The sequence below is a fragment of the Halovivax limisalsi genome, from assembly GCF_023093535.1.
GTDB lineage: Archaea > Halobacteriota > Halobacteria > Halobacteriales > Natrialbaceae > Halovivax > Halovivax limisalsi.
The window spans coordinates 1,474,150-1,490,621 of sequence record NZ_CP095757.1; the positions used below are offsets into that span (position 1 = coordinate 1,474,150).

Annotated in this window: 13 protein-coding genes; 7 read left to right on the forward strand and 6 right to left on the reverse strand. The window is 67.4% G+C overall.

Annotated elements, in window-relative coordinates:
- Positions 1-7 precede the first annotated feature (7 nt).
- From pstB to arsB, 7 genes are all read left to right on the forward strand, one after another.
- The gene (gene pstB / locus MXA07_RS06650; protein ID WP_247731265.1) at positions 8-922 is read left to right on the forward strand and encodes a phosphate ABC transporter ATP-binding protein PstB; all 915 of its coding nucleotides are present in this window, start codon (positions 8-10) and stop codon (positions 920-922) included.
- A gap of 5 nt (positions 923-927) precedes the next feature.
- Positions 928-1,605 (forward strand): phosphate signaling complex protein PhoU, encoded by a 678-nt coding sequence (phoU, locus tag MXA07_RS06655; protein WP_247731266.1) that lies wholly within the window; start codon positions 928-930, stop codon positions 1,603-1,605.
- 12 nt (positions 1,606-1,617) lie between these two features.
- Entirely contained in the window at positions 1,618-2,610 is a 993-nt protein-coding gene (locus MXA07_RS06660; RefSeq protein WP_247731267.1) for an AbrB/MazE/SpoVT family DNA-binding domain-containing protein, read from the forward strand.
- 798 nt (positions 2,611-3,408) lie between these two features.
- Positions 3,409-3,630, forward strand: a complete 222-nt coding sequence (locus MXA07_RS06665) for a DUF7511 domain-containing protein (RefSeq protein WP_247731268.1) — start codon at positions 3,409-3,411, stop codon at positions 3,628-3,630.
- 82 nt (positions 3,631-3,712) lie between these two features.
- Positions 3,713-4,111 (forward strand): ArsR/SmtB family transcription factor, encoded by a 399-nt coding sequence (locus MXA07_RS06670; RefSeq protein ID WP_247731269.1) that lies wholly within the window; start codon positions 3,713-3,715, stop codon positions 4,109-4,111.
- Entirely contained in the window at positions 4,104-4,571 is a 468-nt protein-coding gene (locus MXA07_RS06675) for an arsenate-mycothiol transferase ArsC (RefSeq protein WP_425492198.1), read from the forward strand. The genes MXA07_RS06670 and MXA07_RS06675 overlap by 8 nt, the downstream gene beginning before the upstream one ends.
- Positions 4,568-5,737, forward strand: coding sequence for an ACR3 family arsenite efflux transporter (arsB, locus tag MXA07_RS06680; protein ID WP_282102542.1), 1,170 nt, complete (start codon positions 4,568-4,570; stop codon positions 5,735-5,737). The genes MXA07_RS06675 and arsB overlap by 4 nt, the downstream gene beginning before the upstream one ends.
- Before the next feature lie 250 nt (positions 5,738-5,987).
- Here arsB and MXA07_RS06685 read toward each other — a convergent pair whose 3' ends face one another.
- The 6 genes from MXA07_RS06685 to MXA07_RS06710 form a co-directional block, all read right to left on the reverse strand.
- A complete protein-coding gene (locus MXA07_RS06685; protein WP_247731270.1) occupies positions 5,988-7,541 on the reverse strand; it encodes a S8 family serine peptidase in 1,554 nt (517 codons plus the stop codon).
- A 166-nt stretch (positions 7,542-7,707) separates the two neighbouring features.
- Positions 7,708-9,264: a S8 family serine peptidase gene (locus tag MXA07_RS06690; protein WP_247731271.1), complete on the reverse strand. Its 1,557-nt coding sequence runs from the start codon at positions 9,262-9,264 to the stop codon at positions 7,708-7,710.
- Between the two features lie 1,134 nt (positions 9,265-10,398).
- On the reverse strand, positions 10,399-11,421 hold the full coding sequence (locus MXA07_RS06695) for a Cdc6/Cdc18 family protein (protein WP_247731272.1): 1,023 nt from the start codon (positions 11,419-11,421) through the stop codon (positions 10,399-10,401).
- Positions 11,422-11,777: 356 nt separating this feature from the next.
- Positions 11,778-14,552 carry a TRAP transporter permease gene (locus tag MXA07_RS06700; protein WP_247731273.1) on the reverse strand — a complete coding sequence of 925 codons (2,775 nt, stop codon included), beginning with the start codon at positions 14,550-14,552 and terminating at the stop codon, positions 11,778-11,780.
- A complete protein-coding gene (locus tag MXA07_RS06705; RefSeq protein ID WP_247731274.1) occupies positions 14,549-15,046 on the reverse strand; it encodes a DUF1850 domain-containing protein in 498 nt (165 codons plus the stop codon). The genes MXA07_RS06700 and MXA07_RS06705 overlap by 4 nt, the downstream gene beginning before the upstream one ends.
- Before the next feature lie 131 nt (positions 15,047-15,177).
- Positions 15,178-16,239, reverse strand: a complete 1,062-nt coding sequence (locus MXA07_RS06710) for a TAXI family TRAP transporter solute-binding subunit (protein WP_247731275.1) — start codon at positions 16,237-16,239, stop codon at positions 15,178-15,180.
- Positions 16,240-16,472: the final 233 nt, after the last annotated feature.

A 16,472-nucleotide genomic window follows, 5' to 3' on the forward strand; every position in this document is an offset into this window, starting at 1 on the left:
TAATCGCATGGAAAATCCACGAGAAACGACGGAGTCGAATCGTCGATCGACCGACGGCGTCACGCAGACGACGGTCGGGGAGTCACAGGAGGAGACCCGGAGCGAGTGGATCGAGTACGGGTTCGACGGCGAACCGAAGTTCTCGATCGAGGACCTCGACGTCTACTACGGTGACGAGCGGGCCCTGCAGGGGATCACGATGGACGTTCCCGAGAACAGCGTGACGGCGCTGATCGGCCCCTCGGGCTGCGGGAAGTCGACCTTCCTGCGGTGTCTCAACCGCATGAACGACCGCATCAACAGCGCTCGGGTTGACGGGTCGGTCGAACTCGACGGTGCGGAGATCTATCGGGACGACGTCGACCTCGTCGAACTTCGGAAACGCGTCGGCATGGTGTTCCAGTCGCCCAATCCGTTCCCGAAATCGATCCGGGACAACATCTCCTACGGCCCGCGGAAACACGGTGATATCGAAACGGGACTGCTCGCCCGCCTGCTCCGCGACGACTCGAGCGGTCGCGAGCGGGAACTCGTAGAGCGGAGTCTCAAACAGGCGGCCCTCTGGGACGAAGTGAACGATCGCCTCGACGACAACGCGCTCGGACTCTCCGGGGGGCAACAGCAGCGACTGTGTATCGCGCGCTGTCTGGCCGTCGATCCGGACGTGATCCTGATGGACGAACCCGCGTCCGCGCTGGACCCCATCGCGACCGCGAAGATCGAAGATCTGATCGAGCAACTGGCGGAGGAGTACACGGTCATCGTGGTCACTCACAACATGCAACAGGCCGCGCGGATCTCGGACCAGACGGCCGTCTTCCTCACTGGCGGCGAGCTCGTCGAGTACGACGACACCGACAAGATATTCGAAGATCCGGAGAGCCAGCGCGTCGAGGACTACGTCACCGGGAAGTTCGGGTGATCGCCGTGGCACGCACTTCCTATCAGGACGACCTCGACCGCCTGCGGGCGGACGTCCTCGCGATGAGCGACCTCGTCTGCGAGCGACTGACGCTCGCGCTCGACGCCTACGCGGATCACGACGAACACCTCGCCGAGACGGTCGTCACCGGCGACCACGAAATAAACGAGCGGTACCTCGACCTCGAGGGCGACTGCATCGACCTGCTGGCGCTCCAGCAACCGGTCGCGGGCGATCTGCGCTTCATCGCCGCCTCGTTCAAGATCATCACGGATCTCGAACGGATCGGCGACCTGGCCACCAATCTCGGGCAGTACACGATCGAGGCCGGTCGCGAGCGGTACCCGGAGATCGACGCCGTGCGGATCGGCGAGGAGACGGTCGAGATGGTCGAGGACGCGACGACGGCCTACGCCGATGCGGACACCGCTTCGGCGCGCCAGATCGCCGCCCGCGACGACGAGATCGACGACCGGTGTCGACGGGCGAGCGAGGTCGTCGTCCGGAACCTGCTCGCGTCCGGCGTGGCCGTCGACGCGCCCGAGTCCGTCGACCCCGTGCTGGCGGACGTCTCGCGGATCCTGTTGACGATCCGCGACCTCGAACGCGTCGGCGATCACGCCGTCAACATCGCGGCCCGGACCCTGTACATGGTCGAGAACGATGAGACGCTGCTCTACTGACGGTTCGAACTCATGAGCGTCGAGACGCCCGACGCGGTCGAGCGGACGGTTCAACTGGCCGGAAATTCGACGTTCGTCGTCTCCCTGCCCAAGGAGTGGGCGCTCGAGCAGGGGATCGAGCGCGGCACGCCGATACAGCTGTACCCCCACGACGACCGGCTCGTCCTCGCGGCGGAACCGCTGGACCCGCCGTCGCGATCGATACGGATCGACGCCGTCTCGATGGACGCGTCACTGGTGCCCGCTCGCGTCACGGACGCCTACGCCGCGGGGTGCGATCGGATCACCGTCGTCGACTCGACCGGGCTCGACGCCGCCATCCGGCGCGATGTGACGGCGCTGGTCGGCGAGTTGATCGGCCTCGAGATACAGCGCGAGACGGAGACCGAACTCGTCGCAGCCGATGTTCTCGACGCGGCCGACGTCTCGCTCGCCCAGACGGTCTCCCAGATCCGCCACCGGACGAACGCGGCGTACGACGCGGCGATCGAAGCCGTCGTCGACGACGATGCGGACCTGGCGACTCGCGCGACCGAGCGCGTCGACGACGTCGATCGACTGGTCGGGTTCGTGCGCCGGGGCTTCCGTCGCGGGCTGGCGGACGTGACGGAACTGGCGCGGGTCGACGCCGACCGAACCGACGCCTTCGATCACTATCGCACGGCCCAGCGGCTCTCGCGGCTCGGCGAGGTGTCCGACCGAATCGCGACCGTCGCCGACCGGCAGTCGGCCGCCCCCGATCCGTCAGTCGGCCCCGCCGTCGAGGCGGCCGACGAAGCGGTTCGCGGGCTCCTCGAACCGGCGCTGGCCGGTCGGACGCGATCGGCCAGGTGCCGGTACCCGGAGGCACGCGAGGACGTAGCGACCCTGGCGACCGTCGCGCGCGAGCGAGAGGGTCCGGACGCCGTGCGCTACGAGACCCTCGCCGACTGCCTTCAGCGGGTGGCGTCGACCGCCCTCTCCCTCTCGGAGTCCGTCGTCGACGCGGACGGGACCTGTTGCTGAGCCGATCGGCGCGGCGACGGCCGTCGACCCCGGTAAACGCCTTCCGTTAGCATCGTACCGATCGATCGGTTCTGCGCCGCCACCCCGGACGATCGATCGCCGCTCGCTGCACTCCCGCTTCGTCTTCTCCCCGCCGGTCGTAGCGATCACCGACCGTTCCGCGTCTCCCGTACTGGACCGACCGAGCATCTGATCGAGCGGAGCGAGGCCGCGCGGTCGGGCGCGCAGTGCGGTAGCAGTGCCGACAGGGCTGTGAATAATCCATGCCGAACAGAACGAGGGTAAGTTAATCGCACATGGCCAATAGCCGCTAGCAGCCCTTTGCAACGGATTTTGTGTTCGGACCGAGTCCCGATTGCGATGCGTCCAACCACTCCTCTCGTCCGTGAGTCCGACCGACCGGGTGTTTCGTGCCTTTCCACGCGCCGGCGGCGGTCCGTCCGTCGGATACTGAACCGAGCGGGATCGACGCGCCTCGTCGAGTTCGCCCGGGAACTCGCGACGGATCGAACGCCGTCGCGAGCGCCACGGTCGCACCGTCGCCGATCGGTAACTCGACTGGTGACGCCCGACCGCACCGGATCCCGTGATTCCTCGCCTCTGACCGTCTTCCGTGTGCCCTTTCCGACCGGCGTCTCGCTCGCCCCTGGCCCCGTATCCCGTTCCCCCGGATCCCGCTCCGGTTCGCAGTTCCCGTCCCGCACGTACCGCTCCCGATCGCTCTATAGACCTCTTAGCAGCGCCTTTGAGCCATCCTTCCAGACACTCGACCGGAGTGGTCCGACACTCCGTCTTCCCATGACCGCCACCGATCCCCCGACCGGGGAACGCACCCCCGAACAGCCGGCAGCCGAGCCCGCGCTTTCCTCGCCGACCGAACTCGCCTCGACCGTCGTCCGGAACGACGCCGCGCCCGATCGACGAACCGTCCACCCGCGCCACTGCCACGAGTGGGCGCGACTGACCGCGTGGCTCTCCGCGGACGACGAGGTATTCCTTCCCCTGGACGAGTGTCGGTGATCGGCGACCGCTTCGACCGCGGCGCCGGTCCCGCGCCGATCCGAACATCTATATGAGTGCCTGTTCAGATATTCAGATACTGATGGTCCAGTCATCCTCGCTCCGCCGGTTGCTGGAAACCCAACTCGAGGACTGTTGCGACGCGGACGTCGACGAGCGCCTGAACGCGCTCGCGTCGCTCGACGACGCCGTCCCGACGGACCCGTCGGCCGACCTCGACGCGCTCTCGACGCTCGGCAACGGCACCCGCTACCGCATCGCCTCGCTGCTCGTCGAAGCGGACGACGAACTCTGCGTCTGCGAACTCTCGCCGCTTGTCGACGTCAGCGACAGCGCGATCAGCCACGCCCTCTCGGACCTGGCCGACGCCGGGCTCGTCACGCGACGCAAGGAGGGCACCTGGCGATACTACCGGCCGACCGAGCGGGCCGAGGCGCTCCTCGCCGCGCTGGAGACCACCCGGGGTGACGCCCGTGTCTGACGCTCGAACCGACGCCGGTACCGAACGCGGCGACCCCATCCGGATCGCCTTCGTCTGTGTCCGGAACGCCGGCCGCAGTCAGATGGCGACCGCGTTCGCCGAACGCGAACGCGATCGGCGCGGACGCGACGACGTCGAGATCGTGACCGGCGGCACGCACCCCGCCGACGGGATCCACGATGTCGTCGTCGAGGCGATGGCCGAGGCGGGCGTCGATCTCTCCGGGCGCACCCCGCGCGAGATCTCGACCGCCGAACTCGAGACCTGCGACGTCGTCGCGACGATGGGATGTTCGACCCTCGAACTCGACGCGCGCGTCGACGTCAGGGACTGGAATCTGTCCGATCCCCACGGTCAGGACGTCGAGACGGTCCGGGAGATCAGGGACACGATCGATGGCCGCGTCCGGGAGCTGTTCGACGAACTGGCGGCCCGGTTAACCGGGGGAGCCGGTCGATGAACTCGCCGGCGACCGATCACGATCACGGCCCCGACTGCGCCTGTCCGGACTGCGCCGATCCGCGGTCGATGGACCTCCTCGATAAGTATCTCACCGTCTGGATCTTCGCGGCGATGGCGCTCGGCGTCGGGCTCGGGTCGTCCGCGCCGGGCGTCGTCGACCCCATCGGGGAGTACCACCTCGTCGAGATCGGTCTCGTCGCCATGATGTACCCGCCGCTCGCGACCGTCAACTATCGCCTGCTCCCGCGGGTGTTCGGTCAGTGGCGCATCCTCTCGCTGAGCCTCGTCCAGAACTGGCTCATCGGCCCGACGCTGATGTTCGCGCTGGCCGTGATCTTCTTCAGTGGCCTCGTGCCGCCGTTTCCCGCCCGGCCCGAGTACTTCCTGGGCCTGATCTTCATCGGAATGGCCCGCTGCATCGCGATGGTGCTGGTCTGGAACGACCTCGCGGACGGTTCGAGCGAGTACGCCGCCGGCCTCGTCGCGTTCAACAGCGTCTTCCAGATCCTCACCTACGGCGTCTACGTCTGGTTCTTCGCCCTCTTTCTGCCGCCGCAACTCGGCCTCGACGCGATGGTCGCCGGGACCGAGTCGTTCGACGTCACCGTCCGGCAGGTGTTCGAAGCGATCGCTATCTATCTCGGGCTGCCGTTCGCCGCCGGCCTCCTCACCCGATTCGCCGGCATCCGGGCGAAGGGCGAGACCTGGTACGAGGAGTCGTTCGTCCCCGCGATCAGCCCCCTGACGCTGGTGGCGCTGTTGTTCACTATCGTCGTGATGTTCGCGACGCAGGGCGAGGCCATCCTCGCCCGGCCGACGGACGTCCTGTGGATCGCCGTCCCGCTTTCGATCTACTTCGTCGGCATGTTCCTCGTCAGCTTCGCGATGGGGCGAGCGGTCGGCGCGGACTACTCGACGACGACGGCGATCGGCTTTACCGCCGCCTCGAACAACTTCGAACTCGCGATCGCCGTCGCGGTCGCCGTCTTCGGCGTCGGCTCCGGCGTCGCCTTCGCGACCGTCGTCGGCCCGCTCATCGAAGTGCCCGTCTTGCTCGCACTCGTCCACGTCGCCGTTCGCTTCCAGCGGCGATTCGACTGGACCGACCGCCCGGCCGGTCGGGTGGCCGTCGATACCGGTCGATCGACCGACGGCGAGGACTGACTCCGGTTTCGACGGCCGCTGTCGCGGTGAACGTCCGGCTCTATACGATCGGCCCGGCAGACAGCGACTATCCGATCGCATCGTCGCGCCCGACCGATAGGTGACGGGCGCCTCGGATCGATCGAGTCCGAAATCGCTCGTCCGGTCGGACGCGGTGCACCGCTATCCGGCTCGTGAACACGGTCGCTGCCTTCGGCCAGTACTGACTGTGACGGATTCGAGACCGCACGGAGCGTGACAGCCGCGTCGGTTACGACTGCCCCTGTTCGGTGATGGTGAGGTCGTAGTTCCCCCAGCCCTCCGCGGCGTGGACGAGGACGCCGACGTCGGTGGTTCCGGAGAGGCTGCCGGAGATGGCCTCGTCGGGGCCGGAGCCGGCAGAGCGGTCGTCGTAGTCGCCGGTCGTCGGAGTGCGTCCGTCGTAGGTCACGTAGAGGTCGTAGTTCGCGAAGCTTCCGGGACCCTCGAGCTCGATGTCGATCCCGCAGGGACTGTCGGTGGTCGTGGCGTAGGTGTAGTCCTCGCGGTCGTTCCACCAGGCGAGGTACCCGGACTCGGTGGTAGTTTCGGTCTCGCCGCTACACTCGCCGCCACCGCCCTCGACGATGTTGGCGGCGTCGACGCGGCCGGATCCCTGGTGGTCTTCGGGCAGGCCGATGTCGACGGCGGTCTCTTCGAGTTTGTCCCAGAGTTCCTGGGCCGAGAGGTCCGGGTGGGCCGATTTGCCGAGCGCGGCGACGCCGGCGGCGACGGGCGAGGCCATCGACGTCCCCGAGGCCGTATCGTAGCCGCCGTCGGGGACCGACGAGAGCACGTCCACGCCTGGCGAGGCGACGTTGATCTCCGGACCGCGGTTCGAGAAGCTCGCGAGGTTCTCGCTCTCGTCGATCGCTGAAACCGCCAGGCAGTTCTGGTACGCCGCCGGATAGGAGACCGGACCGCCGTCGTTGCCCGCCGCCGCGATCGGCAGCGTGCCGTTGTTGTAGGCGTAGTTGATCGCGCTGCGACCCGTCTCGCTGCCACCGCCACCACCGAGCGAGAGGTTGATGATGTCGGCGCCCTGGTCGGCCGCCCACTGGATCCCGTCGGCGATGTCGGTTACGGAGCCGCCGTTCGGGCCGAGGACCCGCCCGGAGATCAGGTGACAGTTCGAGATGCCTGCGACGCCCTCGTTGTTGCCGGTCGTCGCCGCCGCACAGCCGCTGACGTGCGTGCCGTGCATCCTGCCGCCAACCGGCGCCGGATCCCCGTCGCCGTCGACGAAGTCGTAGCCCTTGTTCTCCCCGAACCGGTCGGAGATGTCGGGATGCGTGTAGTCGGCACCGGTGTCGATGACCGCGATGGTGACGTCCATCGAGCCCATCTCCGTGTCCCAGGCCGTCGGCGCGTTGACCAGTTGCGGGGCGTACTGGTCGCTAAATCGCGGGTCGTTGGGCTCCTCGGCGAAGGCGTGCCAAGTCTCGTTGCGTTCGGCGTAGGCGACGTCCGGCTGGCGCTCGAGTTGATCGATGACGGTGCGCATCGCTCCCGCGCTGTCGTCGGACAGCTTCACTGCCGCGTAGTCGAGGACGTCGTTCTCGTGGACGACCGCGGCGTCGTTCGGGATCGTCGACTCGATCGTCGCCCGCGCGCGCTTGATCGAGACGCCGTCGTTCGTTCCGACGACGATCTCGTCTTCCTTCGGACCGGGCTCGCGCCCCGGCGTCGCGACTGTAACGCCGCCCAGGCTGACCGTTGCGCCGACCGCGCCGGCCGCCTTTAGTACCGATCGTCGGTCGAAGCCGTGTCTGTCATCTTCTCCCATGACTGTAATATCAGTACCTATTGCATCATTAAATAACTTCTGAAAAGTTTGTATTTTAGTATGGGGCCGTTACGCTTGATCGGCTCTCGCTCTAGACGGCGGGCCCAAGAAATTCGCTGGCCGGCGCGAGACGCCGAGGCGCTTCTCACGAGGACCTGTGCGTGACTCAGCTCTGGCCCTGTTCGGTGATGGTGAGGTCGTAGCTCCCCCAGCCCTCCGCGGCGTGGACGAGGACGCCGACGTCGGTGGTTCCGGAGAGGCTGCCGGAGATGGCCTCGTCGGGGCCGGAGCCGGCAGAGCGGTCGTCGTAGTCGCCGGTCGTCGGAGTGCGTCCGTCGTAGGTCACGTAGAGGTCGTAGTTCGCGAAGCTGCCGGGACCCTCGAGCTCGATGTCGATCCCGCAGGGACTGTCGGTGGTCGTGGCGTAGGTGTAGTCCTCGCGGTCGTTCCACCAGGCGAGGTACCCGGACTCGGTGGTGGTCTCGGTCTCGCCGCTACACTCGCCGCCACCGCCCTCGACGATGTTGGCGGCGTCGACGCGGCCGGATCCCTGGTGGTCTTCGGGCAGGCCGATGTCGACGGCGGTCTCTTCGAGTCTGTCCCAGAGTTCCTGGGCCGAGAGATCCGGGTGGGCCGATTTGCCGAGCGCGGCGACGCCGGCGGCGACGGGCGAGGCCATCGACGTCCCCGAGAAGCGCTCGTAGCCGCCGCCGGGGACCGACGAGAGGACCTGCGCGCCCGGCGACGCGAGGTTGATCGCGGGGCCGTAACTCGAGAAATCCGCGAGCTCTTCCTGCTCGTTGAGCGCCGAGATCGCCATGCAGTCCTCGTAGGCGGCCGGGTAGCCGGTGTGTTCCGTTCCCTCGTTCCCGGCGGCGGCGATCGGCAACGTGTCGTTTTCGAGCGCGTAGGCGAGCGCGTCCTCGATCGCCCCGTTCGGGAAGTCCGACCCGAGAGACATGTTGATGATGTCGGCTCCTTCGTCCGCCGCCCACTGGATGCCGTCTGCGACCGCGTCCATCCCGCCGCCAACGCCGCCGAGAACTCGTCCGGCGATCAGACGACAGTTCGCGATGCCGGCCGTCCCGACGCCGTCGTCGATGGTCGCGGCGGCGCAGCCACAGACGTGCGTCCCGTGGTCCTCGTTGGGCCCCGGGGCCGGATCCTCGTCGTCGTCTCCGAAGTCGTACCCGGGATCGTCACCGAAGCGCGCCTCGATGTTCTCGTGAGTGTACTCGACGCCGGTGTCGAGAACCGCGAGCGTCACGTCGGTCGAGCCCATCGTCGTCTCCCAGGCGTCCGGCGCGTTGACCTGCTGGGGCGCGTACTGCTCGTCGAAGCGCGGATCGTTCGGCTGGACGTCGTAGGCGTAGACCGCGCGGTTGCGATCCGCGTACCTGATCCCGTCTCGCCCTTCCAGGCGCCCGCGCTGGGTCCGGAGTTCCGCGTCGTCCGCGTCGGGGAACTCGACGGCCACGTACCTGATCACGTCGTTCTCGTGGACGACCGCGGCGTCCGCCGGAATCGCGTCCTCGATGATCGATCGTGCACTGTCGAGTCCGATACCCTCGGCGTAGCCGACGAGCAGTTCATTCTCCCGCGGCTTCGGTTCGCGACCCGGTGTCGCGACGGTGATGCCGCTGATACCGACCGTCGCACCGATCGCACCGGCGGCCTTCAGGATGGATCGCCGTTCGTACCCGTGATTACTATCTTTTCGCATAGCCTGTTCGATCTATATTCGTCTCTCACATATATATTACGGAAGCTATTACCTTCAATTAATAGTTTATAGGACAGTTATTTCGTCCTCGTGCCCGCGATCACCGCCTGCGGACAGGACTGACCGTTCGTCGGCACGGACGTCGGATCCGCTCGCGACCCCAGCCGAGCGACGAGACGACGCTCTCGGCCGCGCGGACGAGTGTCCGGTGTAGGACGCGACGTCGTAGTCGGGCCCGAATCGGTCTCGAAGTCGGCGTCGAACAGGCGGAGCCTCCCCGGCGCGACCGGCGGGGACTCGTCGCTCGACCGCGTCGACGCCTCCGCTCCGACCGACGGCTTCGCCGCCGTTCGCCCGTCGACGCGTCGCGTCCCGCGTTCGGCCGCGGCGCCCGCTCGTGGCGGTGAACGAGCGCCAGCGTCCGATCCTCGCCGGTTCGTTCGAACGCCCCTGAGCACCGGCTCGAGTGCCGACCCCCGTTTCGTATTGCGTAATGTGATGTATCGGCTCCCGATCGACGCGTCCGGCCCTTCGGATCAGCTCGCAGCGTCGCTCGACGCGCGTCCAGCGCCTCGGGCGGACCGGCGACGGACGGCACCGGTTCGTACCCGTCGTCCAGCACCGGCTCCGCACTCGTCTCCGTCCTCGCTGGCGATTCCAGTCACACTGGGCCCCTCGTCGCCGGCGTCGTCGCCGCGGTCGTCGCTTCGAGTTCGTCCGATCGGTCGTGGAGGCGTCGGATTCGACCTCGTGGTCGAGCAGGAGAGAGGACGAATGCTCGCTCGGGCGGCGGCATCGCGAAGCCGGCGGCGTCGGCGCCCCTACGGCGCGATCGAGCGATCGCCACGGGTCCGTTCGCTCACCCGGCGATCGTCGCTCTCCCGCGGTCCGAGTTCGAACTCGTCCGGCGTGCGAGCGCCGTCCGTTTCCGGTCGGTCCGTCAGGTATCGTGGCCCGTTCGACCGAGTATCGCACGACCGATCCGATACCGGTCGCTCGGATCATGATTCGTCTGCGCGACCGATCGGACGGTTCGACGGTCGCTGTTCCGAACGATCCGATGCCGTCGATCGACGGCCCGGCCACTGCCGACCGAACAAGTTGGATGCCGCCGAGGGGGTCGTGGTTCTCGGCTCAGTTCGATTCGGTCGGCCGCGCCTCGACGGTCCGGTACGTCCGGCCGCGTTTCTCGCCGGTGGCCTCGACGAGGTCGTAGTGGGCCATCTTCGTCAGGTAGTTGCGCACCGTCCGTCGGGTTTTGGGGTCGTCGACGCGTTCCTCGTAAGTCTCGTAGAGCTCGCCGGGTTCGGTCTCGCCGCGCTCGGCGATCACGTCGTAGAGCGTTCGCTGGTGGGCGGGGAGACTCTCGAGGGTCTTCTGTCGGATCGCGCTGCGGGCGTCGGGAATGGCGTCGTCCAGCAGGTCGTCGGTAAGGCGTTCGTCGCCGCGTGCCGCGGCGCGGGTGGCGGCCGACCGGAGGATGCCGATCGCGACGCGAGCGTCGCCGGCCGCGGCGTCGGCGATGCGGCGGAGCTGGTCGTCGGCGACCGCGTCGGGCTGGAGGCCCTGCCGGACGCGCTCGGCGAGAATGGCGACGAGTTCGTCGACGCCGTAGCGGTCGAACGTGACGCGCGTGCCCGCGCGAAACCGGGATCGGACGCGGTCGTCGAAGCGCGCGAAGAGTTCCTCCTCGCGGTTGGCGACGAGGACGACCGAGACGTGGGGGAGCCGGTGGACGTCGTACAGAACCTCGCTCTCCTCGAGCTGGTCGACCTCGTCGAGGATGGCGACGATCGGCGCGTCGTCCGCGGCCCGAAGCCGACCGAACAGTTCGTCCTTCGCCGTCGAGCGGTGGACGTCGTAGGCCCGGTCGACCGCCTCGAGAAGGCGGTGGAGGACGCGAAACCTGGTGTAGGCCTGCCAGCAGTTGACGTAGGCGACCCGGATCGCGGGGCGCTTCTCGGTCAGGCGCTCCATCGTGTAGCGGGCGATGCAGGTCTTGCCGACGCCGGTCGGCCCGAAGCAGAAGGCCGGATCCGCCCGCCCGCCGGAGACCAGCGGCTCGACGGCCTCCGAGAGGAGCGAGACCTCCTCGTGGCGATGGACCACCTCGCTCGGAACGAACTCCTCGGCGAGGACGCGCTCGTCGACGATCACGCCTACCGGTTGGACGGCCAGAATATTAAGCGACGGTGACCGTGTTCCGATTTTCCGATACCGCCCGCTGGCGGTGCCGTGTCGACCCTGCTTATATGTTATATCTCATAACGCGATATCGAATATTCCGGGGGAGCCGATCTCCGGGGTTCCCCGATATGCCGAAATACGCAGGTGCAGGGCCGACAGCGTAAATATGTTCCATTTGGGGAGGCCACGACGTTGGTGGATCTGGTGACGCGTCCGCCGACGAGATCGATCCGACGCTGGCGGTGGTGAGGACGGCGTCGCTCGTCCGGCTCCCGGGCATCGCGACGGGGATAAATTCGTCGGACGGCAGGTGCTTCCCCCGCGGGTCACCCCGCCGCGGGCCGGGGGACGTCGCTCCGGTCCGTCGCCTCGCGGCGATTCTTCGCGACGAGGGCCACGAACAGGACGAATCCGAGGGCGCGAAGCGTGAGATCGAGCAGGAGGGCGTCGACCGAGACGGTCACGCCCGCCAGTTCGAGGAGATCGAAGCCGGTCGTCGAGAGGAGCCCCGGTGCCATGAGTAGCACCGACCCGAGGGCGAAGCCGGCCCGGTCGACCGACGAGACGGCCGTGTACAGCGTGCCGATGACGGTCGCGCCGAGCGCGACGACGCCGAGGAAGACGCCGATCACGGGGATGAGAATTTCAGGGATCGAGTAGGACAGTTCCGCGAGGTCATTGAATCCGACCACGCGATAGCGCTCGCCGGGGTCCAGCTCGGCGGCGTTCGCGTTCTCGCGCAGGAGGACGATCCCGGGCGTGAGGACGAACGCGAAGGGAACGATCGCCTTGTTGAGCGAGAGCGAGAACGCCTTGACGCCCGTCTCGAACGGTTCGGACTTGGCCACCCCGCTGGCGGCGTAGGCGGCGACGGCGACCGGCGGCGTGATGTCGGCGATGACGCCGAAGTAGAGGATGAAGAGGTGCGCGGCCAGCAGCGGGAGGCCGAACTCGGTGAGCGGCGAGGAGAGCATCGAGACGAGGATGATGTAGGTGACCGTCGTCGGCATCCCCATGCCGAGGACGATGCTGGCGATCGCCGTCACGACGAGCATGACGACGATCGAACCGCCCGAGAGCGTCAGCAGCAACGACGTGAGGTTGGGGCCGAGGCCGGTGACGCTGATCACGCCCGGGATGATGCCGGCGGCCGCGACGGCGATCACGACCGGGACGGCCGTCCGGGCGCCCTCGTCCATCGATTTGACGACGAAGGTGCCGAATCGAAACGGCTGGTTGGTTCGCAGGCTGCGGCCGGTCCGATCGTCGAGCGAGTCGACGGACCGCTGGACCGCGGGATCGAGCGAGAGTAACGACGAGTCCGTGCCGGGACGGAACAGTAGCGTCAGCACGCCCGCGAGCATGGCGTACCAGTCGAGTCGGACGAAGACGACGTCGAGCGCCGCGCCGACGGACAGCCCGGCACCCCCGTCGCCGGCGAGCAGGCCGAGGACGGAGACGCCGGCGCCGACGTAACTCGCCAGTTCGACGCCGAGGACGGCGGCGAAGATCGCGACGAGCAGCCCGCGCGTCTCCTCGCTGTAGGCCGCGACGAGGGCGATCAGCGCGACGAGGGCGACGATGGTGAACCACGCCGAGCGCGCGACGGAGAGGCGTTCTATGATGAGGTAGTACAGCAGGAGGACGATCGGGACGAGGTAGAACCAGCCCCGTTTCAGGTGAGCCCAGACTGGCACGGTATCGTCGGCCGCGACGCCGCCGATCCCCTCGTTGACGGCCTTGAAGTGGACCATCACCCAGACGCCGACGAAGAAGACGATCGCGGGGATCGTCGCGACGAGGATGATATCTCTGAACGGCGTCCCCGTGTACTGGACCATGAGAAACGCCGCGGCGCCCATCACGGGCGGGAGGATCTGCCCGCCGGACGAGGCGGAGGATTCGACCCCGCCGGAAAACTCCGGTGAGTAACCCGAGCGCTTCATCAGCGGGATGGTAAAGGCGCCGGTGGTGACTGTGTTGGCGATCGAGGAGCCCGAGATCGTCCCCATGAAGCCGCTCGAGAGGATGCTCGCCTTCGCCGGCCCGCCCTTGCGCTTGCCCGTCGCCGCGTAGGCGAGATCGATGAACCACTGTCCGGCGCCGCTCATCTCCAGGACGGCGCCGAAGAGGATGAAGATGTAGATGTACCGCACCGAGACCGTCACCGGAATCCCGAAGACGCCGTTTTCCGTGTTGTACCAGAGATTCTGAACGATCTGCGGCCAGGTCAGCCCGTCGATCGCGAGGACGCCCACGAGTGGCGTCTCCACGTCGATGAGGTAGCCCCAGCGCGCGTAGACGATGAAGGTCGCCACGATGAGCATGAGCGGCAGGCCGAGCGTTCGGCGAGTGGCCTCCAGAACGAGCAGGACGCCGACGACTCCCAGTAGGAAAGCGTAGGACGTCCCGCCGACGATCGGAACGCCGCCGAGGATCGGCTCGAGCGCCGGGTACACCTCGGTAACGGGCCGTCCGGCCGTGAGCCCGAACACCCGCATCGTATTGTTGAGTTCCGCGAACTCGGTCAGGAGGTAGATCGTCGGCAGAACCGACCCGACGATGCAGGTCAGGTCGAACGGCGTCACGCGATCGCGGTCGGGATCGAGGAAGAGCCAGCGGACGCCGGAACGGCCCGCCGTAAGCAGTCGGGTGACCGGGCTCGTCGCACCCAGTGTCCGGGTCGCCGCGGGGACGATCCGCCCCAGGGTCCGCACGACGATCCCGTCGCCCGTACTGGCCGGAAACAGCAGGAACGTCAGCACGAGCGCGAACGAAACGTGCACCGCGTTGGCCTGCAGGAGCTGCAGCGAGACGTCCCAGGAGGCCATCGCGGGTCGCCAGCCGTCGAGCGTCACGATCGGGATCGAGAACGTGGTGCTGCGCGCGGCCAGGAACAGCTGGAAGATCGAAAACAGGATCCCGATCGCGGAGACGAGGATGGTGGCGACACCCCTGAGCGACCGCCGCCGTTCGATCTCGTCGACCAGCTCGTTCGCGTCCACTGGCGAGACCTCGTCGCTCGACCCGTCGCCGGGTTCGTCTCTGTCGGCGCCTGCGTCGGTCGGTTCGTCGTCGTTCGTGTCGTCGCTCGTGGTCATAGATACCGTTCGAGGAGGGACGATCGCTCGACGGAGAGGGTGACGTCGCGGCCGTCCGTGGCCGCGACCAGGTCGTGGCGGCGGCCGTCGACGACTAGGGTGTGGCCGGCGACCCGGCCCGGCGAGACGGCGAGGCGGCGGAGCTCGACGATCGGCTCGTCGGGTTCGTAAACGAAGGTTCCGTCGACGATGGTGACGTTCGCGCTCGTCGGGAGTCCCCAGCCGTAGGACTCGAACTCCATCCGGACCTGCAGGAGGCGGTCACCGTCGACGCGGTAGACGTCGTAGACGCGGGATTTCTCGACGCTGTGGGTGTACTCCAGGCCGACCGTACTCCCGTCCGCGACCGGTTCGCTGAGGTATCGCTCGCCCGTCTCCTGGTCCTCGACGACGAGGCGTCGCTGGGCCGGGACCAGCGCGGCGACCGTGGCCGGGAGCGGGACGGCCGCGACGAGGAGCGCGGCGAGCGCGCGTCGACGAGTGAGCGAAACCATGCTGGGTGACGGATGAATTGCGGTCCTGTCTGCGGAACGGGGACGGTCGGCACGACCGTCGGACCGGCTCGACTGGCGGTCGATGCGACCGATCGCGACGGTGGCGGCTGTTCGAGGTTCGGGCCCGCGGCTCAGACGTCGAAGTACGCCGCGGCGCCCTCGTGGAGATCGATGGACATGCCGTCCTGGGCGCTGTCGACCGAGATGAAGTCGGTCTTGATCGAGAGTTCGTCGAGGTTGTCGAAGATGGCCGCCGTCACCGTCTCGACGGTGTCGGCCGAGACGTCCGCGTGCGTGGCGATCATCGCCTGGACGGCGATTGTTTCGACGTCCGAATCGACGCCGCCGTAGGTGCCGCCGGGGATGGTGTCTTCGGCGAACCACTCGGCGTCTTCCATGATAGCCTCGCGGTTCTCGCCGTCGATGGGGACGATCTCGATGTCGTGGCTGGTCGCGAGGTCCTCGATCGCGCCGACCGGCCAGCCGCCGACGACGAACGCCGCGTCGATGTCGCCGTTCGCGAGCTGGTCGGAGGCCTGCGAGAAGCTGGCGTTCTGTTCCTCGAAGTCGGAGATACCGACCGTCTCGAGGATCTGCAGGGCGTTGACCTGCGTTCCAGACCCGAGGTCGCCGGTGTTGATCGTCGCGCCGCTCAGGTCCGACAGCGAACTGATGTCGTTCTCCGCGAGCGTGACGACCGTGATCGTCTCCGGGTACAGCGTCGCGACGCCCCGGAGGGATTCGATCGCGTTGCCCTGGAACGCCTCGATGCCGGTTCCGTTCACTGCGAACGAGGCGATGTCGTTCTGGATGAGCGCGAAGTCGGCGTTGCCCTGCGAGAGGCTGCCGACGTTCTCGACGCTCGCACCCGTCGACTGGACGGTCAACGTGTAGTCGGTAGCGTCCTCGACGACGGTCTTGATCTCGTTCGAGAGCGGATAGTAAGTCCCGCTGGTCCCGCCGGCGTGCCAGGAGAGCCGCGCCTCGGAGCCGCCGTCTCCGCCGTCGTCGCCATCTTCACCGTCGGTATCCCCTCCGACATCGGTGCTGTTTTCGTCGTCGGAGCTGTTGTCACTGCCGCCGTCGCCGTCAGACCCGTCTTCATCGTCACCGCTGATACAACCTGCGAGAGCGACGATTCCGGCTGAGCCACTCGCTTCGAGCAACCGTCGTCGAGTCACTGTGGGTGACATTCGCTCGAAAATGCTGCGCGGGGGATAATATTTCTATCTATCGAACATCAACCAACGGTATTCGAACAGATGTTTATGAATTCTGATACCGAAGGACAATTACCGACAGCCCGGCCCGTCGGTGGAGCGGTAGGTAGCAGGCCTCCGGGCGGTTGCACGAACGAGCGGGAGGACTGACGGTGACCCCGCCCGCTGAGGACGATAGTGGCTCCGCCGATAGTCGACAGCGACCC